The sequence below is a fragment of the Pseudomonas sp. MIL9 genome, assembly GCF_016887925.1.
GTDB classification, from domain to species: Bacteria; Pseudomonadota; Gammaproteobacteria; order Pseudomonadales; family Pseudomonadaceae; genus Aquipseudomonas; species Aquipseudomonas mohnii.
On record NZ_JAFEHE010000034.1, the window covers coordinates 42,815 to 68,580 of the forward strand.

Genomic DNA, 25,766 nt, shown 5'->3' on the forward strand with positions numbered 1-25,766 from the left:
TGATTGGCTTTGGCAGGTGTCGTTTATGAATTCCAATGTAGCCACGTTGAACAAGCTGCAAACGCTGGTCGTGATCGGCAACGGCATGGTCGGACATCATTGTGTGGAACAGTTGATCGAGCGCGGAGCCCTTGACCGCTATCGCTTGCACGTCTTCAGCGAAGAGCCGATGCGCGCTTACGACCGTGTGCACCTTTCCGAATACTTCTCCGGCCGCGACGCCGAGTCGTTGGCGCTGAGCGATGCATCGTTGTACCAGACGCCCGGCGTCACCCTGCACCTGGGGGTGCCGGTGCTGGAAATCGACCGCGAGCGTCGTCAGGTCATCACCGCGCAAGGGTGTGTCAGCTACGACAAACTGGTCCTGGCCACCGGCTCCTACCCCTTTGTGCCGCCGATTGAAGGCGCTGAAGGCGATTCGCGCCTGGTCTATCGCACCCTCGACGACCTCGATGCCATTCGAGCGGCGGCGGCCAATGCCCGGCGCGGCGTGGTGGTCGGCGGTGGCCTGCTCGGCCTGGAAGCGGCCAATGCGCTCAAGAGCCTGGGCCTTGAAGCCCACGTCGTGGAGTTCGCCCCGCGCCTGATGCCGGTGCAACTGGACGATCTGGGTGGCCTGGCGCTCAAGGCACAAATCGAACGCCTGGGCGTCGGCGTGCACCTGTCCCGCGCCACGCAATCGATCAGCGCCGGTGAGGACTACCGCTATCGGATGAATTTTGCCAACGACGAATTCCTCGAAACCGACCTGGTGGTGTTCTCCGCCGGTATTCGCGCCCAGGATGCGCTGGCTCGCCAATGTGCGCTGGAGATCGGCCCCCGCGGTGGCGTGGTGATCGACGACAGCTGCTTGAGTTGCGACCCGAACATCTACGCCATCGGCGAGTGCGCATCCTGGAACGGCAGCCTGTTCGGCCTGGTCGCGCCCGGCTATCAGATGGCGCGCAGCGTCGCCGCGCGGCTGTGCGATGACGTGGCCGAGCCGTTCCAGGGGGCGGACATGTCGACCAAGCTCAAACTGCTGGGCGTCGACGTCGGCTCCATCGGCGATGCCCACGCCCATACGCCGGGCGCCCGCAGCTACCAGTTCATCGACGAGACGAGCGCCGGCTACCGGCGCCTGGTGGTGGACGCCACCGGCAAACGCGTACTCGGTGCGGTGCTGATCGGTGACAACAGCTACTACGACACGCTGCTGCAATATATGCAGAACGCGATTGCCTTGCCGTCCGAACCGGCCGCGCTGATTCTGCCGTCGTCCGAAGGCGCTCCAACCCTGGGGCCGGGCGCCTTGCCGGAAGCGGCGACGATCTGCTCCTGCCACAACGTGACCAAGGGCGCCATCTGCTCGGCCATCGACGGCGGTTGCACCGACCTCGGCCTGCTCAAGTCACAGACCAAGGCCTGTACCGGCTGCGGCGGTTGCGCCGGTCTGCTCAAGCAAGTCTTCGAGCATGAGTTGATCGCCCGGGGCGTCAGTGTCGACAAGAGCCTGTGCGAACACTTCGCCTACACCCGCCAGGAGCTGTATGCGCTGGTGCGGGTTGAAGGGGTGATCACCTTCGAAGAACTGCTGGCCAAACATGGCCGGGGTCACACCGGTTGCGACGTGTGCAAGCCGGCTGTGGGCTCGATCCTCGCGTCGTGCTGGAACCAACCGATCATGGACCCGTCGCTGGTGCCGTTGCAGGACACCAACGACACCTTCATGGCCAACATGCAGAAGAACGGCACCTATTCGGTGGTGCCGCGCATTCCCGGTGGCGAGATCACTGCCGACAAGCTGATTGCCATAGGCGTGGTCGCGAAGAAATACGACCTCTACACCAAGATCACCGGTGGCCAGCGCATCGACCTGTTCGGCGCCCAGTTGCATGAGTTGCCGGACATCTGGGCCGAGTTGATCGAAGCCGGTTTCGAAACCGGCCACGCCTACGGCAAATCGACCCGTACGGTGAAATCTTGCGTCGGCAGCACCTGGTGCCGCTACGGCGTGCAGGACAGTGTGCAAATGGCCCTGACCATCGAGGATCGCTACAAGGGCCTGCGTTCGCCGCACAAGCTCAAGTTCGCCGTGTCCGGTTGCACCCGCGAGTGCGCCGAGGCGCAAAGCAAGGACGTCGGCGTGATCGCCACCGAGAAAGGCTGGAACCTCTACGTCGCCGGCAACGGTGGCATGCGTCCGCGTCACGCCGAACTGTTCGCCACCGACCTCGACGATGAGACCCTGATCCGCTACATCGACCGCTTCCTGATGTTCTACATCCGCACCGCCGACAAACTGCAACGCACCTCGGTCTGGCGCGAAAGCCTGGAGGGCGGCCTGGATTACCTCAAGGACGTGATCATCCACGACAGCCTGGGCCTGGGCGCCGAACTGGAGTCGCAGATGCAGCTGGTGGTCAACCGCTATGAATGCGAGTGGGCCAACGCCCTCAAGGACCCGGAAAAGCTCAAGCGCTTCCGCACCTTCGTCAATGACAAACGCCCGGACCCGGACATTCACTTTGTCCAGGAACGTGGTCAACGCCGGCCGATCATGGCGGCCGAACTCAACCTGATCCCTGTTACCGAGGAGACTGTCTGATGACTCAGTCCAATACCCAACGCGTTGAAACCGGTGCCTCAGCCGTCTGGCAATCGGTGTGCAGTCAGCAGGATCTGGTGAATGACTCCGGTGTGGTGGTGTGGCTGGACGGCGCGCAAGTGGCGCTGTTCTACCTGCCGGGCGTTGAAGGCAAAAACCTCTACGCCATCGACAACCACGACCCGCAATCGGGGGCCAATGTCATCGGTCGCGGCCTGGTCGGCAGCCTCAAGGGCGATCTGGTGGTGGCGTCGCCGATCTACAAGCAGCATTTTCGCCTGGAGGACGGCACCTGCCTGGAGTACCCGCAACAGCGTCTGCGGGTCTGGCCGGTGCGGTTGAACGATGGGGTCGTGGAGGTTGGGGTGGCCTGACGGTTCAGGCCATTCACACCAGGAGTCGGATATGAAGACAGCCGCACAGTTGCTCAAGCTCAAGGTCGTGGAAAACCAGCAGGTGCACAGCATCGCGCCGGACGCCATGGTGCTCGAGGCCGTGAAGAAAATGGCCGAAAAGAACGTCGGTGCTCTGCCGGTGATCGAAAGGGGCGAAGTCGTCGGGGTGATCAGCGAGCGCGACTATGCGCGCAAGGTCGTTTTGCTGGGGCGTTCGTCAGTCGGCACGCCGGTCCGGGCGATCATGAGTTCCCCGGTGATTACGGCCGATAGCCAACAGAGCATCGAGCATTGCATGGCGGTCATGACTGACAGCCATTTGCGTCACTTGCCCGTGGTCGAGAATGGCGAGCTGATTGGTTTGCTGTCGATTGGCGATCTGGTCAAGGAAGCGATTGTCGAGCAGGCCGACTTGATCCGGCAGTTCGAACACTACATCCGCGGGCATTGATACCGGAGCTGGCTTGTCGGGTCGCCGCATCGCAGCGAAGGCGTCAGCACATCCACCATCAATGCTGGCAGAGCCGACGCCATCGCGAGCAAGCTCGTTCCCACAATGGTCATTGGTCGAGCCGGAAATCCGGGGCACAGCGAATCCGTTGTAGGAACTGGCTTTAGAGGTCTTTGTCCGTGACGGCGCCTTCAGAGGCGCTGGACACGGTCTTCGCGTACTTGGCCAGCACCCCGCGTTTGTACTTCGGCTCTGGCCGCACCCAACGGCTCTTGCGTTCGGCCAGGTCGGCATCGGACACATCGACTGTGATCTGTCGGGTTTCGGCGTCGATGGTGATGTTGTCACCGTTTTCGACCAGCGCAATCGGCCCGCCGTCATACGCCTCGGGCGTGATATGCCCCACGACAAAACCGTGTGAGCCGCCGGAGAAGCGGCCGTCGGTGATCAGCGCCACCTCCTTGCCCAATCCCTTGCCCATCACCGCCGAGGTCGGCGAGAGCATTTCGCGCATGCCCGGCCCGCCCTTGGGGCCTTCGTAACGGATCACGATCACTTCGCCAGGTTGCACTTCACCGTTGAGGATGCCCGCCAGCGCATCTTCTTCGCCGTGGTAGACCCGTGCCGTGCCTTCAAAGCGCAGGCCTTCCTTGCCGGTGATCTTGGCCACGGCACCGGTGGGGGAGAGATTGCCGCGCAGGATCACCAGGTGCGAGTCCTTCTTGACCGGTTGGTCGAAGGGCAGGATCACGTCCTGGTCGGCGGGGTAGTCGGGGACGTGCTCGAGGTTTTCGGCCAGGGTCTTGCCGGTGACGGTCAGCACATCGCCATGCAGCATCCCGGCTGCCAGCATGCGTTTCATCAAGGGTTGAATGCCGCCGATGGCCACCAGTTCGCTCATCATGTATTTGCCGCTGGGGCGCAGGTCGGCGACCACGGGAGAAACCTTGCCCAGTTCGACGAAGTCATCGAGGGTCAGTTCGACATCGACCGCGTGGGCCATGGCCAACAGGTGCAACACGGCGTTGGTCGAGCCAGCGAGGGCGATCACCACGCGGATGGCATTTTCGAAGGCCTTGCGGGTCATGATGTCGCGCGGTTTGAGGTCAAGCCTGAGCAGTTCCATGACCTGCTGGCCGGCCTGGAAACTGTCCGAAGCCTTGTCGCTGCCGATAGCCTCCTGGGAACTGGAACCGGGCAGGCTCATGCCCAGGGCCTCGATGGCCGAAGCCATGGTGTTGGCGGTGTACATGCCGCCGCAGGAACCGGGGCCGGGAATGGCCACTTCCTCGATCTGTTTGACCTGGATCTCGCTGATATCGCCGCGCGCATGCTGGCCCACGGCCTCGAACACGGAAATGATGTCGGTGTGCCCGGCACCGGGGCGGATGGTGCCGCCATAGACGAAGATCGACGGCCGGTTCAGCCGCGCCATGCCGATCAGGCAGCCCGGCATGTTCTTGTCGCAACCGCCCAGGGTCACCAGTCCGTCGAAGCCTTCGCAACCGGCCACCACCTCGATGGAGTCGGCGATCACCTCACGGGACACCAGCGAATATTTCATGCCTTCGGTGCCGTTGGCGATGCCGTCGGAAATGGTGATGGTGTTGAAAATCACGCCCTTGGCACCGGCGGCATTCGCGCCTTTTTCGGCTTCGATCGCGAGTTTGTCGATGTGCATGTTGCAAGGTGTGACCATCGCCCAGGTGGAAGCAATGCCGATTTGCGGTTTCTTGAAGTCTTCGTCGGTGAAGCCCACTGCACGGAGCATGGCGCGGGCGGGTGCGGCTTCCACGCCGTCGATGACTTGAGAGGAGTATTTGCGCAGATCGTCTTTATCGCTCATGGGCGGTTCCTCACAGGCTCAACGGATGACCAGTGAGTATAGTCGCCCCTGCACCGCAAGCCGGGCTCCCGCAGATCCATCAACCGCGGGTTTGCCATGTCGTGATATTCTTCGCGCCAACTTGGTTTGACCTATTCGGTTTTCCTGTCCTTGAGACGGGCGAACGGAATCACTGTCGCTCAAGTAGCTGAAGCCAAAAAAGATAAAAAGTCAGTTCAGAAGGGACATATAACTGGGGTCGATACAGTCGGCCTTGTGTGCCCACCCTCCGGATGTCATGCGCGAGAACCTGCGGCAGCCTGCCTGAATGCCGTGAATCAAGGCTCGTGAGTGAAGATGGAAGGGCGGATTGCGTTTTATCATAGGTGCTACAGATGTTTAAAAAAGTGAACACGGCCCTGCTGGGGCTGGCCCTGTCGTTGGGGATGACGACGGCCCAGGCCGAAGAAGCCAGGAAAGTCGACGTGCTGCTGATTGGTGGCGGCATCATGAGTGCGACCCTCGGCGTCTGGCTCAATGAGCTGGAACCCGGTACCTCGATGGAAATGATCGAGCGTCTCGATGGCGTCGCCCTGGAGAGCTCCAACGGCTGGAACAACGCCGGTACCGGTCACTCCGCCCTGGCCGAATTGAACTACACCCCGGAAGACGAGAACGGCAAAGTCTCGATCCCGAAAGCCGTTGAAATCAACGAAGCTTTCCAGATCTCCCGTCAGTTCTGGGCCTGGCAGGTTCAGCAAGGCGTGCTGAAAAACCCGCGTTCGTTCATCAACTCCACGCCGCACATGAGCTTTGTGTGGGGCGATGACAACATCAAGTTCCTGAAAAAGCGCTACGAAGCCCTGCAAGCGAGCCCGCTGTTCGCCGGCATGCAGTACTCCGAAGACCCGGCGGTGATCAAGAAGTGGGTTCCGCTGATGATGGAAGGGCGTGACCCGAACCAGAAAGTCGCGGCCACCTGGTCTCCGATCGGCACCGACGTGAACTTCGGCGAAATCACGCGTCAATTCGTGGCTCACCTGCAAACCACGCCGAAATTCGACTTGAAGCTGTCCAGCGAAGTGCAGGACATCACCAAGAACGCAGACGGCAGCTGGCGCGTCAGCTACAAGAACCTCAAAGACGGCAGCCAATCCGAAACCGACGCCAGGTTCGTGTTCATCGGCGCTGGCGGCGGTGCCCTGCACCTGCTGCAGAAGTCCGGCATTCCTGAAGCCAGGGAATACGCAGGCTTCCCGGTGGGTGGCTCGTTCCTGGTGACCGAAAACCCGGCCATCGCCGAGCAACACCTGGCCAAGGCCTACGGCAAAGCCTCCGTGGGCGCACCGCCGATGTCGGTCCCACACCTGGACACCCGCGTGCTGGACGGCAAGCGCGTGATCCTGTTTGGCCCGTTCGCGACCTTCTCGACCAAGTTCCTCAAGGAAGGTTCGTACCTGGACCTGCTGACCACCACGACCACGCACAACGTGTGGCCAATGACCAAGGTCGGCATCAAGGAATACCCGCTGGTCGAGTACCTGGCCGGTCAACTGATGCTGTCGGATGAAGACCGCCTCAATGCCCTGAAGGAGTACTTCCCGAACGCCAAGGCCGAAGACTGGCGCCTGTGGCAAGCGGGCCAGCGCGTGCAGATCATCAAGCGTGATGAGGCTGCCGGTGGCGTGCTGAAACTGGGCACCGAGATCGTTGCTTCCCAGGACGGCACCATCGCCGGCCTGCTGGGCGCATCGCCAGGCGCTTCGACCGCTGCACCGATCATGCTGTCGGTACTGCAGAAAGTCTTCAAGGACAAGGTCGCGACCCCGGCCTGGCAAGAGAAGCTGCACCAGATCGTGCCGAGCTACGGCACTGCGCTCAATGCCAGCCCCGAGAAAGTGGCGCAAGAGTGGGCCTACACCGCCAAGGTGCTGGAACTGACTCCGCCACCGGTGATCGGTCAGGTTGCTGCTCCGGCTGTCGAGGCTGAAAAGCCGAAGGCGCCAAAGGAGAACGCCTCGACGGATATGGCGTTGTGATCCGCAGGTCCCGTCGTTGTGAACGGGACGCCCGGATGAGCTGATCCGCGATAAAGAAAGCCCGCTGAACCGGTGACGGTCAGCGGGCATTTTTTTAACGCCTGTAGGTGGCTTGCCAGCGAAGGCGGCCTCATAGCCGACCAATCACTCGCAGGTGCGCCCGATCCATTGTGGGAGCTGGCTTGCCAGCGATGGTCGTTAACGATAACGCGTGTGGCCTGGTTAAACGCGGCGCACTGGAGTCCATCGCCAGCAGGCTGGCTCCTACAAGACGGTGCCACACCCTCTGCGCCCGACCCAAATCCCCTGTGGGAGCTGGCTTGCCAGCGATGGTCGTTAACGATAACGCGTGTGGCCCGGTTAAACGCGGCGCACTGGAGTTCATCGCGAGTAAGCTCGCTCCTACAGGTTGTGCGTTTGCCGGGCTCGCGTGCAAAGCCTTGTCCTGGGTGGATGTTCATCTGATCCGTATTTTTCTGCGCTTTCTGCCTCTGTAACGTACTCAGCTGGCGCTCCACAATAACGGTACGGTCGGCAGTCGCCACCGTGATTGCACCGTACTTTCAAGCTGGAGGAAGACTTATGGGCAAGATGGCATTTTTTCTCGGTGGCTTTCTGATACTGACGATCCTGATCGGCGTACTGGCCACTATTTCACCGGTTTAACGCAGCCAGTGTCATGACTCCCTGCCTTGATCTTGAATATCGCAATATAAAAAGATATACAGCGATCACATGCGCGGTCTTAAACAAGGAATGACTCATGACCATGGCCCTGAGCGGTAAAGAGGCGGTAGGCGAACGTTACCAACTGGAATCGATGCGCCATGCGCAGCAAATGACCTGGAAGGCGATCGATCAGATTGCCCGCGTCATCACCCCGGGCATGCGCGAGTCCGAGGCGCAGTCGCTTGGCAAGCAGGTGTTGTCCGAACTGGGCATGGATCGAATCTGGCATCCACTGCTGGTGCGCTTCGGTGCCAATACGCTCAAGACGTTCAAGCAGCGTTCCGATGGCGACCCGCAGTTGGGCGAAGAGGACATTTTCTTCATCGACATGGGCGTGGTCTGGCAGGGCCACGAAGGGGATGCCGGCGCGACATTCACCACCGGTTCCGATCCGCAAATGATCGCCTGTGCGGCGGCGGCCAAGGATCTGTTTGACCGGGTCGAAAGCTTTTGGCGCAGCGAGCGGGTGTCCGGCGTGGTGCTTTATGACTATGCCGCCGCTCAGGCAACGGCCATGGGCTGGAGGCTCAATCTGGACATCAAGGGTCATCGGGTCAGCGATTTTCCCCATGCGATCTACCGGGGTGGCGACCTCGGGGACCTGGATCAATGCCCGAATACCGGCCTGTGGATTCTGGAAATCCAGATCGCCCATCCCGAGCGTCCCTTCGGCGCGTTCTATGAGGATTTGCTGATTTGACCGTCGAGTGAAGCGGCGTCCCGGAAAATTGCGCTATTGTCGCTGGCCAGCACTGGAGCGATTTACAAGGGACGAAGCACATGACATTGACTGTCGAAAGCCTGGTCAGCATCGCAATGATCAATCCAGTCAACGCTGAATTGACCGCACGTTTGCCTGCACTGGGTTTGTCCGAGTGCATGCTCACGGCCGGTTGCCTGTTCCAGGCTGTCTGGAACCATCAGGCGCAGCGCCCGGCCGCGTGGGGCGTGAAGGACTACGACGTCTTCTACTTCGACGAGGATCTCTCCTGGGAAGCCGAGAATGAGGTCATTCAGTGCGCGCAGCGCCTGTTCCGGGACCTGGACGCCAACGTCGAAATCAGGAACCAGGCTCGCGTGCACCTGTGGTACGGCCAGCGGTTTGGCGGGGCCTATCCTCAGCTTCAGTCGGCCAGGGACGGAATCGATCGCTACCTGATCGCTGGCACCTGCATCGGTCTGGATGTTGAAACCGGCGAACTCTACGCACCCAACGGCCTGGCTGACACCGAGCACGGTCTGCTGCGTATCAATCGCAAGAATCCCAAGCCAGACCTGTTCGCGCAAAAGGCGAAAAGTTATCAGGCGCGCTGGCCCTGGCTCAGGATCGTTGAACCTGATAGTCCATGACCCTTTGCGCAGGCGCGAAGCGCTGGCAGAGCCACCATCGAGCCTCTGCCGGCGACTTCAGATCCGCGCCAGCGCCTGAGCCAGATCCCCACGCAGGTCCTCGACATCCTCGACCCCCACGGACAAGCGCACCAGCGCATCGCCGATACCCAACTGCGCACGGGTGTCGGCTGGGATGGTGGCGTGGGTCATGATCGCCGGGTGCTCGATCAGGCTTTCCACACCCCCCAGGCTTTCGGCCAGGGCAAAAATCCGGACGTTTTCGAGGAAACGCCTGGAACCGGCCAGGTCGGTGTTGAGGTCGAGGGAGATCATCCCGCCGTAACCGCGCATTTGTCGCCGCGCCAGCTCGTGCTGCGGATGCGATGCCAGGCCCGGATAGTAGACGCGCGCCACCTGCGGCTGGTGCTCCAGCCATTGCGCGAGCGCCAGCGCATTGCTGCAGTGACGCTCCATGCGCAGCGCCAGGGTCTTGACCCCGCGCAGGGTGAGGAAGGCGTCGAACGGGCCGGCAATCGCGCCCACCGCGTTTTGCAGGAAGCCCAGGCGCTCGGCCAGTTCGGCGTTCTGCCCGACCACCGCGATGCCGCCGATCACGTCGGAGTGGCCGTTGAGGTACTTGGTCGTCGAGTGCAGCACGATGTCGAAACCCAGCTCCAGCGGGCGCTGGATATACGGGCTGGCAAAGGTGTTGTCGGCCACGCAGATAATGCCCCGGGCACGGCAGATGCGGGCGATGGCGGCGAGGTCGGACAGGCGCAGCAGGGGATTGCTCGGCGTCTCGACCATGACCATCCGGGTGTCGTCTTGCAGTGCTGCCTCGAACGCCGCCAGGTCGGTCAAGTCGACGAAGCTGAAGCGATGCCCGGCGCTGCGCTGGCGCACCTTGTCGAACAGGCGGAAGGTGCCGCCGTACAAGTCATTGCCCGAGACCACGTGCGAGCCGGCGTCGAGCAGCTCCAGCACGGTGGAGATCGTTGCCAGCCCGGATGCGAAAGCGAAGGCCTGGGTGCCACCTTCGAGATCGGCCACGCAACGCTCCAGTGCCCAGCGCGTCGGGTTGTGCGAGCGTCCGTAGTCGAGGCCTTTGTGAACGCCGGGGCTTTGCTGCAAATAGGTGGAGTTGGCATAAATGGGCGGCATCAGCGCCCCGGTGGAAGGGTCTGGCGCCTGTCCCGCGTGGATCACCCGGGTGGCGAAGCCCTGTGGCGCGGCGTCTTTATCGTGCTGGCTCATGCAAGGGATCTCCGTAAGTGATTGAGCATGTCGAACCGGGTAATCAGGCCATGAAAGCCCGACGCGTCGGCGATGATGGCCACCAGGCCGCGGTCGAGCTCTGCCTGCAGCTCGGCCAGGCTGGCGCCGGGCGGCAGGGTTTGCAGTTTGTCGGTCATCGCGCCGGCCACGGTCAGGCGAAATTGCGAAGCGTCCTGGTGCACCCGCAGCAGAATGTCGGACTCGTCGATCACCCCGATCAGCCGCTGGCCATCGACCAGCACCGGCAGTTGCGACACATCCGCCAGGCGCATGCGCTGGAAGGCGGTGAGCAGGGTGTCATCGGGTCCGACGCTGATCACCCGGCCATCTTCGAAACGCCGCGCGATCACGTCGCGCAGGTCGCCGTAGCGCTTGCTCTGCAGCAGGCCCTGATCGGACATCCACTGGTCGTTGTAGACCTTCGACAGGTAGCGGGTGCCGGTGTCACAGACGAAGCTGACTACTCGTTTCGGCTCGGTCTGCTCGCGGCAGTAACGCAGCGCCGCAGCCAGCAACGTACCGGTCGATGAACCGCCGAGGATGCCTTCGGCGCGCAGCAGTTGCCGGGCGTGATCGAAGCTTTCCTCGTCGCTGATCGAGTAGGCGTGGCGCACGCTGGAAAGGTCGGCAATCGAGGGAATGAAGTCTTCGCCGATGCCTTCCACCGCCCAGGACCCGGGCGTCGGCAGGGTGCCATCGCGGCTGTATTGGGCCATCACTGAGCCGACCGGGTCAGCCAGTACCATCTCCAGGTCGGGCTGCACCCGTTTGAAAAAACGCGTCAGCCCGGTCAGCGTGCCGGCCGAGCCGACGCCGACCACGATGGCGTCCAGATCATGCTGGGTCTGCGCCCAGATCTCCGGGGCGGTGCTGCACTCGTGGGCCAGCGGGTTGGCCGGGTTGTTGAACTGGTCGGCGAAGAAAGCGTCGGGAATATCCTTTGCCAGCCGCGCGGCGACGTCTTGGTAGTACTCGGGATGGCCCTTGCCGACGTCGGAGCGGGTGATGTGCACTTCGGCGCCCATGGCCTTGAGGTGCAGGACTTTTTCCGTGGACATTTTGTCCGGCACCACCAGCACCACCCGATAGCCCTTGGCGCGACCGACCAGGGCCAGGCCGAGACCGGTATTGCCGGCGGTGGCTTCAACGATGGTGCCACCGGGCCGCAGGCGGCCATCGCGTTCGGCGGTATCGATCATCGCCAGCCCGATACGGTCCTTGATCGACCCACCGGGGTTCTGCGATTCAAGCTTGAGGAACAGGGTGCACGGGCCGGTATCGAAACGGCTGACACGCACCAGGGGCGTGTTGCCGATCAGTTCGAGTACGGCGGGGCGGGAGTCGTTTGGCATGTCGTCACCTCCTGTGGAAATTCGCACTGGAAAGACAGAAACCAGCGGCGCGTCATCGCGCCATTTGTGGCAAATCTTCGTTTGGACCATAGGCCGGGAATGCCGGAGCCGCAACCTGAGGCGGCCAGTCGGTCATGTCGTCTGCGAGTGTCAAAGGTCCCCGACTGTGGGGGGGGATTCCTGTGTTTGGGCGGTTTTTGGGGGGAGAGGGGAACAGCGCTCGGGCGTTGGTTTTACCCCAGGATTCGTCGCCTACAGGGTTGCTGCGATCATGACCAGGTTCAACGCCTGCATGAACGGCGTGATCGTCGCCAGGCCTGTGGCCTGTAGGGCGATCATGATTATCGTCTGCGCCGGATTCAGCGCCAGAGCGGCCAGCAGCTGAATGTCCGTGGCGACCTGCTCGGCAATGCCGATGGCCGTGGAGGTTGTCGAGCTCAGCAATGACGTGGCCGACAACGTCGCCAGGACGATCACCCCTGCCACGGCAAGGATGAATACTGCCACCCATGCTTGCGCCCCCATGTCTACCTCCGCTGCCGATTGTGCCGATGCGCACCATCAGCCAAAGCAAGGGGCGGGCCAATGCCGGGCAGCGGCTAGCGAAACCGCTGCGGGATGACCTCGGCAAACGGATAGAGCGAAAAGTAAGGCCGGGCTTCGTCGATGACCCGCTGGAACGACGGCCGCTGGGTCAACCGTTCGAAATACCCCTGCAGGTGCCGGCAGTCCTCGGGAAACGGCAGCAAGGTGCTGGCATAGAAAAGTGCCGGGCAGGCGGCGCAATCGGCCAGGCTGAAGTCCGGGCTGGCCGCCCAGGTACGACCGGCCAACTGGCGTTCGAGCATGCCATAGGCGGTCATCAGCGCGGCGCGTTCGCGGGTCAGGTCGCCATGGGCCGCACGCATCCGATCGGCAACGATCTGCTGCATCGGGGTCTGCACATGAAGGTCGAAGAAGCGGTCCCACAGGCGCACCTCCAGCGCGGTGTCCCAATCAGCGGGAATCAGCGGGTGCTGGCCAGCATGGAAGTGGTCCAGGTACTCGATGATGACACTCGACTCCGCCAGGTTGCGCTGGCGCCCGTGATCGCGGATGACCGGGAACTTGCACGGCGGCCAGAGCGCCTGGAGCACTGATCGGTCCGCCTCGCTGGTGAGGTCGATGATCTTCTTCTCGAATTCGATGGCCTGTTCATAGAGCGCGACCAGCACTTTGTGGCAGTACGACGACAGCGGATGGTAGTAAAGAGTCAGCGGCATCTTTCAACTCCGGCTTGCAGGGCGACCCTTGCAGTATTGGCCAGGGTCCGACAACACGCTTCTGTCACGCCTCGAATTGTTTTAAGCGTTTCGCCGAGCGCCAGCCGCCAACACCGCAATCCGTGACTTTCCGGCCTTGATACCCATGGCCATTCATCGGGCGCGTACTCGTGCGTGCGGAAGTTGGCGGCGAAAAAACCGAATAACGATAAGAAATCACCAGGAACACCCCCAGGGGTATCGGGCAGGGGGTGGCGGGCACGTTGAAGAACGTCGGCTTCTCGCTGCGCAATGGCCAGTCGAACACCGAAGCCGGCCGCGACGTTGATCGGAGCCGCTTCATCGTCATCTAGACGCTGTCGCTGTTGTGTGTCCAGGGGGATTTTTTCAGGCGGTACGCCAGCGCGGGTCGGGTCAGGCCCAGCAGGCGAGCCGCCTCCGAGACGTTGTGCTGGCTGCGTTCCATGGCTGCCTGAATCAACGCATCTTCCACGCCATCCAGGCCGATACCGCTGTCGATGATGCTGTCGATCCAGTCCTGGCCGCTGGCGAGCGTCGATTTGACCAGGCGTCCATCGCTGGCCAGGCCAATGCTTTCGGCCAGTTGCGGTGAATGCGGGAAGAGGGCGTCGACGGTGATGCTCTGGTTTTCGTCGGTGATGATCACGCCGCGCTCCATCAGGTTTTCCAGCTCGCGGATATTGCCGGGCCAGTCGTAGTGCAGGCACACCTGCAGCGCCCGGTCCGACAGGCCGAGGGTTTTTTTCTTGTAGCTGGCGTGCAGTTTTTCGAGGAAGTGTTCGATCAGCAGCGGGATGTCTTCGCGGCGTTCGCGCAAGGCCGGAATGCGCACCGGGAACACGTTCAGGCGGTAGAACAGGTCCGCCCGGAAACGCCCTTGCTTGACCGCGTTTTCCAGGTCTTCGTGGGTCGCGGTGATGACCCGCACGTCGACCTTGCGGGTTTGCGAATCACCGACCCGTTCCAGTTCCTCTTCCTGCAAGACCCGCAGCAGCGAGGCTTGCGCGCGCGGGGTCAATTCGACGATTTCATCGAGGAACAACGAGCCGCCATTGGCCCGCTCGAAACGCCCCATGCGCGATTGCTGGGCACCGGTGTAGGCGCCTTTTTCCACGCCGAACAGCTCCGCTTCAATCAGGTCTGGCGGGATGGCCGCGCAGTTCAGCGCGACAAAGGGCCCGCCGGCCCGTTCGCTGCGCAGGTGCAGGCTGCGGGCGATCACTTCCTTGCCCACGCCGGTCTCGCCCAACAGCAACACCGAGGCCTTGCCCAAGGCGACCTTGTCGATCAGTGCACAGGTCCTGCGGTACACCGCCGACTGGCCGATGCCGTAGAACTTGCCGGCTTCAATCTGCAAGCGCTGGCGCATGTTGGCCACTTGCACCTGCAGCGCTTGCAGTTCATCGATGATCGGGTCGCTCTGGAAGTAGCGCATGATCTCTTCGGCGTCGTCCCACTGCTCGGCGGGCTTGCCGATGATCCGGCAATGCGCGTCGCCGCAACCGCGGCAACTGACCTCCTTGTAGATGATCTGCCGACCGAGGAAAAACGAGCTGTAGCTGATGGCATAACCGAGCAGCATCCAGCACACCGGCTGATCGGAGTGGAGGTTCTCGGTCTGGCAGTTTTCCACTTCGAAGGAGTCCTGCCATTCGATATCGGCATAGAACTGGCCGTTCTCCAGATCGATGTCGATGGTCTGCGGACGCACGTTGACCATGCCCTTGAGCGAGTGCAGTTGCGGGCCGGTGAAGAACATGTCCACATCACTGCCCTGGGGCCGCAATTTGCGCGCCAGCTCCGCATCCTTGAGCCCGGACTGATAGCCCAGGCGCAGGAAAAATCCCTTGGCGCGTTCGACGCCGAGCATCTCGATCAACTCGCGTCTGCAGGACGCCATCATCGAAACCTGGATCAACAACATGCGTTGTTCGTCCAGCCAGATTTTCCCTTCGCTGCCGAGAAAGCGCACCTGGTCGCTCAGATCCTTGAGCGACGGCGGGTGCTGGGTAGCCTTGTACGTGGTGATCATTCAGTGCGCCCCTGATTTGTAGTTATTGGGGTGGCGATGCGGTCCGCTCAGGCTTTTGGCGGATTGTTCCGGGCATCGTAGCGACCTCGGTTTTTCAGGCAAGGCAGGGTCGCTTTTTCTTTTTCTAAGCGGCCTGAAAGCGGACCAAAAGTCAATCGCCGGATGATTGCTCATTTGCTCGAAGGGGCCGGGGGCGATTGATCAAATGATCAATTTGCCGCTGCCGAGGTCTTGTCCGGCAGCCGCTCTTGAACCCTGCAAGGTGGTCGGTGCGTGCGTTTAACTGTTTGTTTTTAAACAAATAAAAAATCAATTTCGAACGATTTTTCGTCGCTGGCACCCTTGTTGCTCCGTACCCCGACCATAACAAGGGAGTACCCGAGCATGGGCCAACCTGGCAGCACCTTCGATCAGATGCCGCGCTACATCCGTGTACGCAGCGAGCCTGACGCCACCTTCGTCGAATTCGATTTCGCCATCGGCTATCCCGACCTGTTCGTCGAGTTGGTGCTGCCGCGTCAGGCGTTCCGGCAGTTTTGCGAAAACAACCGCGTGCAGCACATGGACGCCCGGATGTCCGAGGCCCTCGACGCCGATGCGCAGAAGTGGCGTTACGGCGAAACCCGCGACGCTGATCAGGTCGCCGCCCACCCAACACAACAAAAACCACAGGAGTCCACTCCATGAGTGTCGAGATCAAGACGACGACCGTCGAGACGATCCGCAACACCTTCAGCCACACCCGTCGCCGCTTTGGCGACAAGGTGGCCAGCCGTTAGTTATCAGGAAGCCAGTTTCGACCTGGAGTCGGCGACCAATTTCCATTACCGGCCGCTGTGGCAGCCAGACAAATTGCTCAACGACGCCACCCGCACTGCGGTGGTCATGGCCGACTGGTACGCCGTCAGCGACCCGCGCCAGTACTACTACGGCGCCTACGTCCAGGCCCGGGCCAAGATGCAGGAAAACGCCGAGCACGATTACGCGTTCTGCGAAAAGCGCGACATGCTCGCCGGCCTGTCCAGCACCGATGTCCAGCTGATCAGCAAGCTGTTGTTGCCGCTGCGCCACGCCGAGATGGGCGCCAACATGAACAACAGCAACATCGCCGCCGATGGTTTTGGCACCAGCGTGACGCAGATGCACATGTTCCAGGCCATGGACCGCCTGGGCATCGCCCAGTACCTGTCGCGCATCGGCCTGATGCTCGACGACGGCGATGTCCAGTTGCTGGCCCAGGCCAAGCAGCAATGGCTGAACGACCCGGCATGGCAGGGCATGCGCCGCTACGTCGAGGACACCCTGGTGGTGCGCGACTGGTTCGAATTGACCGTGGCGCAAAACCTGGTCAGCGACGGCCTGGTGTACCCGCTGCTGTTCCACAAACTCGACGAACAACTGACGGCCAACGGCGCCGGCCAGGTCGGCATGCTGACCGAATTCATGCGCCTGTGGTTCGCCGAAAGCCAGCGCTGGGTCGATGCCCTGCTCAAGACCGTGGTCAACGAAAGCGCCGCCAACAAGGCACTGGTGCAAGGCTGGATCGATCACTGGAGCCATCGCTCGGTCGAGGCGCTGCAAGCGCTGGCGGCCCTGGGCCTCGATCAATCGGCACTGGATGCGGTGTGCAGCGAATTCGACTCGCGCCTGAAAAAGCTCGGCCTGACAGGAGCCCAAGCATGACTTCCCTCGTTTACATGAACCTGCAGGACACCGACTACGCGCGCTCGATCGTCGACGCCATCGTCCAGGACAACCCCCATGCCGAGATCCAGCACCAGCCTTCGATGATCCGCATTGAAGCCCAGGGCCGGCTGGATATCCGCCGCGAGACGGTCGAGGCGCTGACCGGCAGCGTCTGGGACATCCAGGAAATGCTGATGTACGTGATCACCCTGGGCGGCAACGTCGTGGAAGAGGACGACAGTTTTTCCCTGTACTGGAACAACTGATCCATCGCCGACAGCCGTTTGATCCATCACAAGAATTCGGGAGTGCCATCATGGCCGTGAAAAAACGCCTTAATGCCAAAGAAAAATACCGCTGCATGACCCGTGACCTGGACTGGGAGCCGAGCTACCAGACCCACGAGGACATCTACCCCCATGAGCGTTTCGAAGGAATCAAGATCACCGACTGGGACAAGTGGGAGGACCCGTTCCGCCTGACCATGGACACCTACTGGAAGTACCAGGCCGAGAAAGAGAAAAAGCTCTACGCGATCTTCGATGCGTTCTCGCAAAACAACGGCCATACCACGCTGTCGGACGCCCGTTACGTCAACGCGCTGAAGCTGTTCCTGTCCGGTGTCACGCCGCTGGAATACCAGGCCTATCAAGGTTTCGCCCGGGTCGGGCGGCAGTTCAGCGGCGCCGGTGCACGAATCGCCTGCCAGATGCAGGCCATCGACGAACTGCGCCACGTGCAGACCCAGATCCACGCCATGAGCCACTACAACAAGCACTTCAACGGCCTGCATGACTTTGCGCACATGCACGACCGCGTGTGGTTCCTCTCGGTGCCCAAGTCGTTCTTCGAAGATGCACGCACCGCCGGGCCGTTCGAGTTCCTCACGGCGATTTCGTTTTCGTTCGAGTACGTGCTGACCAACCTGCTGTTCGTGCCGTTCATGTCCGGCGCGGCGTTCAACGGCGACATGGCCACCGTGACCTTCGGCTTCTCCGCACAGTCCGACGAAGCCCGGCACATGACCCTGGGCCTGGAAGTGATCAAGTTCCTGCTCGAGCAACACGAAGACAACGTGCCGATCATCCAGCGCTGGATCGACAAGTGGTTCTGGCGCGGCTACCGCCTGCTGACACTGGTGGGGATGATGATGGACTACATGCTGCCGAACAAAGTCATGTCCTGGTCCGAAGCCTGGGGCGTGTATTTCGAAGAGGCCGGCGGTGCGCTGTTCAAGGACCTGGAGCGCTACGGCATCCGCCCACCCAAGCACGTCGAAGAGGCCAACATCGCCAAGGATCACGTCAGCCATCAGGCCTGGTCGATCTTCTATCAATACAGCCAGGCGACCAACTTCCACACCTGGATGCCGACCGACGAGGAACTGGACTGGCTTTCGGAAAAGTACCCGGACACCTTCGACAAGATCTATCGCCCACGCTTCGAACACTGGCGTGCGCTGCAGGAGAAGGGCGAGCGTTTCTACAACCCGACCTTGCCGATGCTCTGCCAGATCTGCCAGATCCCGCTGTCGTTCGGCGAGCCGGATGACCAGACCACCCTCAGCCATCGCAGCGCCGAGCACGAAGGCGAGCGCTATCACTTTTGCTCCCAGGGTTGCTGCGACATCTTCGAATACGAGCCGACCAAGTACATCCAGGCCTGGTTGCCGGTGCATCAGATTCTGCAGGGCAACTGCGGTGGCGCGGACGTCGAATCGGTGGTGCGCGATTACTACAACATCAATCCCGGCCAGGACAACTTCGAATACCTGGGTTCCACCGAGCATCGGCGCTGGCAGGACTGGCACCCGAACGATCGCAACAGCGCCCCGGCGGCACCGGTCGACCCGGACCTGCTCAAGGCCAGCTGACGCCGCTTACTCCTGTGGGAGCGAGCCTGCTCGCGAATGCGATTTCACATTCGACATTGCGTGGCTGACACACCGCCTTCGCGAGCAAGCCCGCTCCCACCAATCAACCGACAATAAGAAGGACAAGATCATGCCTGTGACTGCCATCGGCGCCTACGACGCCCAAGCCCTGGATCGCCAGGAAAATTTCCATGGCCTGCAACTGGTGTACCTGTGCTGGGAAAGACACCTGATGTTCTGTGCGCCGTTTACCTTTCCGCTGCCCCCGGCGATGCCGTTCAGCGACTTCATCGAGCAGGTGGTCAAGCCCTCGATTTCCCGGCACCCGGATGCGCCTCGGGTCGATTTCGCCCAAGCCCTTTGGCGCCTCAACGATCAGCCATTCACGCCGGACCCTGGCGCGAGCCTGATCGCCAATGGCATCGACCACAAGAGCCTGCTGCACCTCGATACCCCTGGCTTGAACGGCATTGCCGGCAGCTTCAACTGAGGACACGGTGATGAGCTACCAAGTAACCATCGAACCCACTGGCGAGCAGATCGAAGTGGAAGAGGGCCAGACCATCCTGCAGGCCGCGTTGCGTCAGGGCGTCTGGTTGCCGTTTGCCTGCGGTCATGGCACCTGCGCCACTTGCAAGGTCCAGGTGCTGGAAGGCGAGGCGGACCTCGGCGCGGCCTCGTCTTTTGCGCTGATGGATATGGAGCGCGATGAGGGCAAGGTGCTGGCGTGCTGTGCGATTCCGCAGAGCGACATGGTGATCGAGGCCGATATCGATGCCGACCCGGATTTCCTCGGGCATCCGGTCGAGGACTACCGCGCAGTGGTCAGCGCGCTGGTGGACCTGTCACCGACCATCAAGGGCGTGCACCTCAAGCTTGACCGGCCCATGGCCTTTCAGGCGGGGCAGTACATCAACCTGCAATTGCCCGGCATCGAAGGCGCGCGGGCCTTTTCCCTGGCCAATCCACCGAGCCGTGCCGATGAAGTTGAACTCCATATACGGCGGGTCGACGGCGGCCTGGCCACGGGCAAGATTCACGACGACTTGAAGGTCGGCGATACGGTGGATCTGTCCGGACCTTACGGCCAGTTTTTTGTGCGCACCTCGCAAAGCGGCGACCTGATCTTCATCGCCGGCGGCTCCGGTTTATCGAGCCCGCAGTCGATGATTCTCGACCTGCTGGAAGCCGGCGATAGCCGCCAGATCGTACTGTTCCAGGGCGCGCGCAACCGCACCGAACTCTACAACCGCGAACTGTTCGAGGCGCTGGCCCGGGAGCACGCCAACTTCACCTATGTGCCGGCGCTCAGCCAGGCGGACGAGGACTCCGACTGGACGGGGTTCAAGGGCTACGTGCATGACGCCGCGAAGCAGCATTTCGATGGGCGCTTCAGCAGCCGCAAGGCTTACCTGTGCGGGCCGCCGGTGATGATCGACTCGGCCATCACCTGCCTGATGCAGGGGCGGTTGTTCGAACGCGACATCTTCATGGAGCGCTTCTACAGCGCCGCCGACGGCAGTGAGCAAACCCAGCGTTCGGCTTTGTTCAACCGCATTTAAGACAGCCCCCACGATCCACAGTGGGAGCGAGCTTGCTCGCTCCAGCCAGCAATGGAACCTGCCTTCTCGACACCCTACGAGCGGGCAGGGCGTGCCCGACCGATAACAACAATAAAGGTTGAAACGAATGACTCGCAGAACAAACAAACTGCTCGTGATCTCCACCCTTGCCAGCGTCAGCGCGGCGCTCTCTGTCCCGGTGCACGCCACCGAAGGCGGAGGAACGTCCTACCCCTTGGGCGCGGAAAACTACATGTCCGGGGCGATGCCGCCACCGGGTTTCTACGGGCAACTTTTCGTCAATCACTATGAGGCCGACAACCTGCGCGGCAACGACGGCAAGAAACTCCCGGTGGATTTTCGCGTACGCGCCAACGCCATCACGCCACGGCTGATCTGGGTCAGCGACTACACCCTGTTCGGCGCCAGCGTGGCGCTGCACGCGATCGTCCCGCTGGTGGACCTCAAGGTCGAACTCAACGGTCAGTCGCAAAGCAAACAAGGCCTGGGGGACGTGATCTTCGGACCGGCACTGGGCTTTCACCACAGCGAGAAATTCCACAGCATCCTCGCCCTGGACATGATCGCCCCCACCGGGCGCTACGACCGGGGTGACCTGGCCAACACCGGGCGTAACTACTGGGTGATTGAACCGGTCTACGCCATGTCCTACGTCGACCCGAGCGGGCTCAACCTCGACGCCAAGGTGATGTACGACTTCAACCGCGAGAACCCGGCGACCAACTACCGTTCGGGGCAGGAGTTTCACGTCGACTATGCCGTGGGCTGGGGCCTGGGTAATGGCTGGGTGTTGGGTGTCGGTGGCTACTACTACCGGCAGACCACCGATGACCGTCAGAACGGCGAGACGATCAAAGACAACAAGGGCCGGGCGCTGGCCATCGGGCCGTCGATCAAATACACCAGCAAGGAGGGCTGGTTTGTCACCGGGAAGTGGGAGCAGGAAACCGAAGTGCGCAACCGGGCGCAGGGCAATGCGTACTGGATGAAGCTGACCGTGCCGTTCTGACAGGGTACAACTCTGTGGGAGCGAGCCTGCTCGCGATGACGGATGTATGGCCGACAGGCATCATCGACTGACATTACGCCATCGCGAGCAGGCTCGCTCCCACCCTTTATTTTTCTGCGGACAGCGGCGGCGTGCGTGGCGGGATCAGGCGCTTGGACCCGGTCGACTCGAACGCCGAAGCAAAACGCAGCAGGGCCGAATCGTCATAGGCGCGACCGGCGAAGGTCAGGCCGACCGGCATGCCGATGTCGGGCATCACACCCATCGGTACGGTGACCGTCGGCACGCCCAGGTGGCGGATGGCGAGGTTGCCGTTGGCCACCCAGATGCCGTTGCTCCAGGCGATATCCGCCGACTGCGGGTCGACATCGGCATTGGCCGGCGCCACATCGGCGACGGTCGGGAACAGCACCGCGTCGAGCCCCAGGCGATCCATCCATTCTTCGAGGTCGATGCGTCGGGTCTGTTCAAGACCACGCAGGCCGTCAGGCACGGTGCTGATCTGGCCCCACGGCGTAATGCCGCGCTCGGCCATCTTCACGTATTCGTCCATGCCGGCGGCCAGGTCGCCCTCGCGGTTGGGCAGCGTGCCCGGGTCGTGCGGGAAAATCAGCGGCCCGTCGACGTCGACCAGGCGGTTGAGTTTCGGGTCGCCGTTGGCTTGCAGGAAATCATCGAAGGCCCAGGCCGTCAGGTCCCACAGTTCGTGGTGCAGGAACTCTTTGGAGACGATGCCGCGGTTGAACACGGTCGGCGCACCGGGACGATCACCTTCGCAATTGGAAACCAGCGGGAAATCCACTTCGAGCACTTCGGCACCAGCGGCTTCCAGGGCCTTGCGCGCTTGCTGCCACAGCCCGATGACCGAGTCACGGGTGATGATGCGTTGCCCGGTCGGCCCGCCGATACCCGGTGCATCGCTGGTGCCGGCTTCGGCATCGGCGTTGATGTACATGCGCGGCACACCGAAACGCTTGCCCGCCAGCGAATCGGACTTTACGGCAAGCTCCAGATAGGAAGCCGGACGCACCGAGGCAACGCTCGGAATCGGCACCCAGGGTTGCAGGCGCCACAGATCGCCACGGGTGTCGGGATCTTGCGCCACCACCACGTCGAGGACCTCAAGCAGGTCGGCCATGGTTCTGGCGAACGGCACGACCACGTCCATGGTCGGCGTCAACGGCCAGTTGCCGCGCACCGAAATCACCCCGCGTGAAGGGGTATAGGCGCACAAACCGTTGTTCGACGCCGGGCCACGGCCACTCGACCAGGTTTCTTCGGCAAGGCCGAAGGCGGCGAAGCTGGCAGCGGTGGCCGTGCCGGCGCCGTTCGACGAACCGGAGGCGAAAGGGGCGGTGAGGTAGTCGGCGTTGTACGGGCTCTCGGCACGGCCATAGACGCCACGCTGCATGCCGCCATTGGCCATCGGTGGCATGTTGGTCTTGCCCAGGCAGATCGCCCCGGCGGCACGCAGACGCTCGATGGTAAACGCGTCGCGATAGGCAATCAGGTCCTTGAAGGCCGGGCTGCCCGAAGCCGCCGTGAGTCCCTTGACCAGATAACTGTCCTTGGCCGTGTAGGGAATGCCATCGAGCGGACCCAACGTCTGGCCCTTGGCCCGACGGGCATCGGAGGCCTGCGCTTCAGCGAGCGCTTCAGGGTTGCGCACCACCACCGCATTGAGGGCGGTGGGCGTGTCGGTGCCATCGTACGCATCGATCCGCGCGAGATAGGCCTGGACCAGCTCAACCGCCGTGGTCTGGCCGGACTCCAGCGCAGCACGCAGTCGGGCGATGGAAACTTCAGTGACCTCAATCATGCTGCCACCGCCGCTTGCTGACGGGCGACTCGGTAATGGCGGCCATCACACAAGGTCTTGGACACAGCGACATCGCTTTTCTGAAAATGGGTGTTCATATCGGTTCTCGTTGCACGGCGTTCCGCGACGCGGGCTGTTTTTATGGCTGAGCGCTGTATTTTGCACCAAGTCGGGGGGAGGGCAATCGCTATCGCTCCGGACTCGGCAACGTCTGGGGATGACCAGGTATCAGGCAAAAAAAAGCTGCCTTGGGAGGCAGCAGAAAAAACAGCACGCATTATGGGGTCGAGCGTGGGTGGAGCAGCGCCTAGTACACCTGAGGCACGATGATTTCCGGCGGCGTGGGATTGCGCGAGTAGTCTTCCTGGCGCACGCGTTCAGGCAGTTCGATGGCCGGCATTTCCACTTCTTCATAGGGCATTTGCCCGAGCAGGTGGTGGATGCAGTTGAGTCGGGCCTTTTTCTTGTCGTCGGCTTGCACCACCCACCAGGGCGCTTCGGCGATGTGGGTGCGTTCGAGCATGATTTCCTTGGCCTTGGTGTAGGCCTCCCAGCGCCGGCGGGATTCCAGGTCCATGGGGCTGAGTTTCCATTGCTTGAGCGGGTCGTGAATGCGGCTGAGAAAGCGCAGGTGCTGTTCCTGATCGGAGATCGAGAACCAGTATTTGATCAGCTGGATCCCGGAGCGGGCGAGCATGCGCTCGAACTCCGGCACGGTGCGGAAGAACTCTTCGTACTGGTCGGCGTTGCAGAACCCCATGACCTGTTCAACCCCGGCGCGGTTGTACCAGCTGCGGTCGAACAGGACGATTTCACCCGCGGCCGGCAGGTGTGAGACGTAACGCTGAAAGTACCACTGGGTGCGTTCGCGGTCGTTGGGGGCGGGCAGGGCGGCCACCCGGCACACGCGAGGATTGAGTCGCTGGGTAATGCGCTTGATCACGCCCCCTTTGCCGGCGGCGTCGCGGCCTTCGAACAGGATCACCACCTTGTGGCCGGTTTTCACGACCCAGCTCTGTAACTTCACCAGTTCGCCCTGCAGGCGGAACAGCTCGCTGAAATAGCGTCGCCGCTCTTGCTTTTCGGGGGTGTCGCTGAGGTGATCGTCAAACAGCGCATTGAGGTCGTGTCCGTCCTCCATCAGTTCCAGTTCCAGTTCTTCGTCACTGTGATCGAGCAGCTCGCGATGAATGCGTTGCATCAAGGTGTCGTTGGTCAAAAGCATGATGGGAACTCCCGACGAAGGTGGAAGTGCCGATGCTAGCCCTGGGGATGTGACGGCCTGGTGACGACGGGATTCAGCAGAAAATAATCCCGGTGTCATCTGACTGTCACCGAGCCCGTGGCAACATCTTCGCACTCCGCGTTGAGCGGCCCACGGGCTGTCGAATTTGCCAGGGAACCCCCACCATGAAAGGCGATGCCTCACTCTTTGCCGCTATTGATCTGGGCTCCAATGCGTTTCGCCTGATGATCGGCCAGTCGGTCACGCGCAATCAGCAATTGATGATCCAGGAAGTGAAAACCCTGCGCGAGCCCGTTCGTTTGGCCGAGGGTTTCCAGGGCGGCGCGCTCGACGAACTGGCGCTGGACCGAGGCTGGCAGGCGCTCGCGCGCTTCGGCAAAAAACTGCGTGGCTTCGAGGCCGGGCGAGTGCGGGCGGTGGCGACCAGCGCGGTTCGCCAAGCCGACAACGCCCCCTTGTTTCTGGCCAGCGCAGAGCGGCACCTCGGGTTTCGCATTGATGTCATTTCCGGGCACGAAGAGGCCCAGCTGGTGTACGCCGGCGTCGCCCATACCCTTCCTGATACCCAGCGCATGCGCCTGGTGGTGGATATCGGCGGCGGTTCGACCGAACTGATCCTGGGTCAGGGCGCACAGCCATTACTCACCGAGAGCGTTGCCGTTGGCAGCGGCACCGTGGGCGCGCGTTACTTTCCGGGAGGCGCGATCAGCGCACGGGCGTTGCTGGAAGCCGAGCGTGTCGCCACCCTGCAATTCGAAAGGGTGGCGCGCCGTTACCGTGCCAAGGGTTGGCAGCAGGTCATCGGCTCTTCAGGCACGGCACGGATGCTGGCCAAAGTGCTCAAGGCCAACGGACTGAACGACGACGGTCAAAGCGGCGTGACCTATGGCGGTCTCTTGCGCCTGTCGTTGCGCCTGCTGGAAGTCGGGCATGTCAAGCAGCTCAAGCTGGCGGGTTTACAGGCTCATCGTTTGAGCATCCTGCCGGGTGGTCTGGTGGTCATGCTGGCGGCGTTCAAGGTGTTTGGTGTCTCACACATGACGCCGTCCGAGCCAGGGTTGAGGTTTGGTGTGCTGCATGGGCTGATGTCCAGACACTGATCACCTCGATCCCCTGTGGGAGCCGGCCTGTCGGGTCGCCGCATCGCAGCGATGGTCGTTTCGGATAAACGCGGCGTACTTGAGACCATCGCCAGCAGGCTGGCTCCTACAGGGGTTGAGGATGCTCACATATTTGTGGCGCGATACAGC

General features: G+C 61.9%; 22 protein-coding genes and 1 pseudogene. 14 read left to right on the forward strand and 9 right to left on the reverse strand.

The annotated features are described in order from the left end of the window. The first annotated feature begins 25 nt into the window (after positions 1–25). The 3 genes from nirB to JQF37_RS29110 are packed head-to-tail and all read left to right on the forward strand — an operon-like array spanning position 26 to position 3,433. A complete protein-coding gene (gene nirB / locus JQF37_RS29100; protein ID WP_130210474.1) occupies positions 26–2,587 on the forward strand; it encodes a nitrite reductase large subunit NirB in 2,562 nt (853 codons plus the stop codon). Next, a complete protein-coding gene (gene nirD, locus JQF37_RS29105; protein WP_103404881.1) occupies positions 2,587–2,961 on the forward strand; it encodes a nitrite reductase small subunit NirD in 375 nt (124 codons plus the stop codon). Before nirB ends, nirD begins: the two co-directional genes overlap by 1 nt. Before the next feature lie 31 nt (positions 2,962–2,992). Beyond that, the gene (locus JQF37_RS29110) at positions 2,993–3,433 is read left to right on the forward strand and encodes a CBS domain-containing protein (protein ID WP_130210476.1); all 441 of its coding nucleotides are present in this window, start codon (positions 2,993–2,995) and stop codon (positions 3,431–3,433) included. Between the two features lie 163 nt (positions 3,434–3,596). On the opposite strand, the gene ilvD is transcribed toward JQF37_RS29110, so the two are convergent. Further along, positions 3,597–5,279 (reverse strand): dihydroxy-acid dehydratase, encoded by a 1,683-nt coding sequence (ilvD, locus tag JQF37_RS29115; RefSeq protein WP_130210478.1) that lies wholly within the window; start codon positions 5,277–5,279, stop codon positions 3,597–3,599. A gap of 374 nt (positions 5,280–5,653) precedes the next feature. On the opposite strand from ilvD, the gene mqo reads away from it, so the two are divergent. From mqo to JQF37_RS29130, 3 genes are all read left to right on the forward strand, one after another. Beyond that, the gene (gene mqo, locus JQF37_RS29120; RefSeq protein WP_130210480.1) at positions 5,654–7,297 is read left to right on the forward strand and encodes a malate dehydrogenase (quinone); all 1,644 of its coding nucleotides are present in this window, start codon (positions 5,654–5,656) and stop codon (positions 7,295–7,297) included. 763 nt (positions 7,298–8,060) lie between these two features. Further along, positions 8,061–8,726: a M24 family metallopeptidase gene (locus tag JQF37_RS29125; RefSeq protein ID WP_130210484.1), complete on the forward strand. Its 666-nt coding sequence runs from the start codon at positions 8,061–8,063 to the stop codon at positions 8,724–8,726. An 80-nt stretch (positions 8,727–8,806) separates the two neighbouring features. Next, positions 8,807–9,376, forward strand: a complete 570-nt coding sequence (locus JQF37_RS29130) for a nucleotidyltransferase family protein (protein WP_130210486.1) — start codon at positions 8,807–8,809, stop codon at positions 9,374–9,376. 57 nt (positions 9,377–9,433) lie between these two features. Here the strand turns inward: JQF37_RS29130 and JQF37_RS29135 are convergent, their stop codons facing one another. The 6 genes from JQF37_RS29135 to JQF37_RS29160 form a co-directional block, all read right to left on the reverse strand. Beyond that, positions 9,434–10,612, reverse strand: a complete 1,179-nt coding sequence (locus tag JQF37_RS29135; protein WP_130210488.1) for a PLP-dependent aspartate aminotransferase family protein — start codon at positions 10,610–10,612, stop codon at positions 9,434–9,436. After that, on the reverse strand, positions 10,609–11,985 hold the full coding sequence (locus JQF37_RS29140; protein WP_130210490.1) for a pyridoxal-phosphate dependent enzyme: 1,377 nt from the start codon (positions 11,983–11,985) through the stop codon (positions 10,609–10,611). Before JQF37_RS29140 ends, JQF37_RS29135 begins: the two co-directional genes overlap by 4 nt. 252 nt (positions 11,986–12,237) lie before the next feature. Further along, positions 12,238–12,510 (reverse strand): hypothetical protein, encoded by a 273-nt coding sequence (locus JQF37_RS29145; RefSeq protein WP_130210492.1) that lies wholly within the window; start codon positions 12,508–12,510, stop codon positions 12,238–12,240. Between the two features lie 74 nt (positions 12,511–12,584). Beyond that, positions 12,585–13,247 (reverse strand): glutathione S-transferase family protein, encoded by a 663-nt coding sequence (locus JQF37_RS29150; protein ID WP_130210494.1) that lies wholly within the window; start codon positions 13,245–13,247, stop codon positions 12,585–12,587. Between the two features lie 64 nt (positions 13,248–13,311). After that, positions 13,312–13,596, reverse strand: coding sequence for a hypothetical protein (locus tag JQF37_RS29155; RefSeq protein WP_130210496.1), 285 nt, complete (start codon positions 13,594–13,596; stop codon positions 13,312–13,314). Further along, positions 13,597–15,300, reverse strand: a complete 1,704-nt coding sequence (locus JQF37_RS29160; protein WP_130210498.1) for a sigma-54-dependent Fis family transcriptional regulator — start codon at positions 15,298–15,300, stop codon at positions 13,597–13,599. 384 nt (positions 15,301–15,684) lie between these two features. On the opposite strand from JQF37_RS29160, the gene JQF37_RS29165 reads away from it, so the two are divergent. The 7 genes and pseudogenes from JQF37_RS29165 to JQF37_RS29195 all read left to right on the forward strand — a co-directional run bounded on the left by JQF37_RS29165 (position 15,685) and on the right by JQF37_RS29195 (position 21,451). Beyond that, complete coding sequence (locus JQF37_RS29165) at positions 15,685–15,987, forward strand: phenol hydroxylase subunit (RefSeq protein ID WP_130210500.1); 303 nt, start codon at positions 15,685–15,687, stop codon at positions 15,985–15,987. Next, positions 15,984–16,983, forward strand: a pseudogene (locus JQF37_RS29170) (aromatic/alkene monooxygenase hydroxylase subunit beta). The gene JQF37_RS29165 and the pseudogene JQF37_RS29170 overlap by 4 nt, the downstream one beginning before the upstream one ends. Then, positions 16,980–17,252 carry an MmoB/DmpM family protein gene (locus tag JQF37_RS29175; RefSeq protein ID WP_103404871.1) on the forward strand — a complete coding sequence of 91 codons (273 nt, stop codon included), beginning with the start codon at positions 16,980–16,982 and terminating at the stop codon, positions 17,250–17,252. Before JQF37_RS29170 ends, JQF37_RS29175 begins: the two are co-directional and overlap by 4 nt. A 50-nt stretch (positions 17,253–17,302) precedes the next feature. Next, positions 17,303–18,859 (forward strand): aromatic/alkene/methane monooxygenase hydroxylase/oxygenase subunit alpha, encoded by a 1,557-nt coding sequence (locus JQF37_RS29180; RefSeq protein WP_130210504.1) that lies wholly within the window; start codon positions 17,303–17,305, stop codon positions 18,857–18,859. 130 nt (positions 18,860–18,989) lie between these two features. After that, positions 18,990–19,349, forward strand: coding sequence for a phenol hydroxylase subunit P4 (locus JQF37_RS29185; protein WP_130210506.1), 360 nt, complete (start codon positions 18,990–18,992; stop codon positions 19,347–19,349). A gap of 10 nt (positions 19,350–19,359) precedes the next feature. Continuing rightward, on the forward strand, positions 19,360–20,421 hold the full coding sequence (locus JQF37_RS29190) for a phenol 2-monooxygenase domain-containing protein (RefSeq protein ID WP_130210508.1): 1,062 nt from the start codon (positions 19,360–19,362) through the stop codon (positions 20,419–20,421). A 127-nt stretch (positions 20,422–20,548) separates the two neighbouring features. Beyond that, positions 20,549–21,451: a transporter gene (locus JQF37_RS29195; RefSeq protein ID WP_130210510.1), complete on the forward strand. Its 903-nt coding sequence runs from the start codon at positions 20,549–20,551 to the stop codon at positions 21,449–21,451. 106 nt (positions 21,452–21,557) lie between these two features. Here the strand turns inward: JQF37_RS29195 and JQF37_RS29200 are convergent, their stop codons facing one another. Beyond that, positions 21,558–23,270, reverse strand: a complete 1,713-nt coding sequence (locus tag JQF37_RS29200) for an amidase (RefSeq protein WP_130210512.1) — start codon at positions 23,268–23,270, stop codon at positions 21,558–21,560. Positions 23,271–23,577: 307 nt separating this feature from the next. Beyond that, positions 23,578–24,495, reverse strand: a complete 918-nt coding sequence (ppk2, locus tag JQF37_RS29205; protein ID WP_130210514.1) for a polyphosphate kinase 2 — start codon at positions 24,493–24,495, stop codon at positions 23,578–23,580. 185 nt (positions 24,496–24,680) lie between these two features. Between ppk2 and JQF37_RS29210 the strand changes: the two genes are divergently transcribed. Then, positions 24,681–25,616 (forward strand): Ppx/GppA family phosphatase, encoded by a 936-nt coding sequence (locus JQF37_RS29210; RefSeq protein ID WP_198132032.1) that lies wholly within the window; start codon positions 24,681–24,683, stop codon positions 25,614–25,616. Positions 25,617–25,766 lie beyond the last annotated feature (150 nt).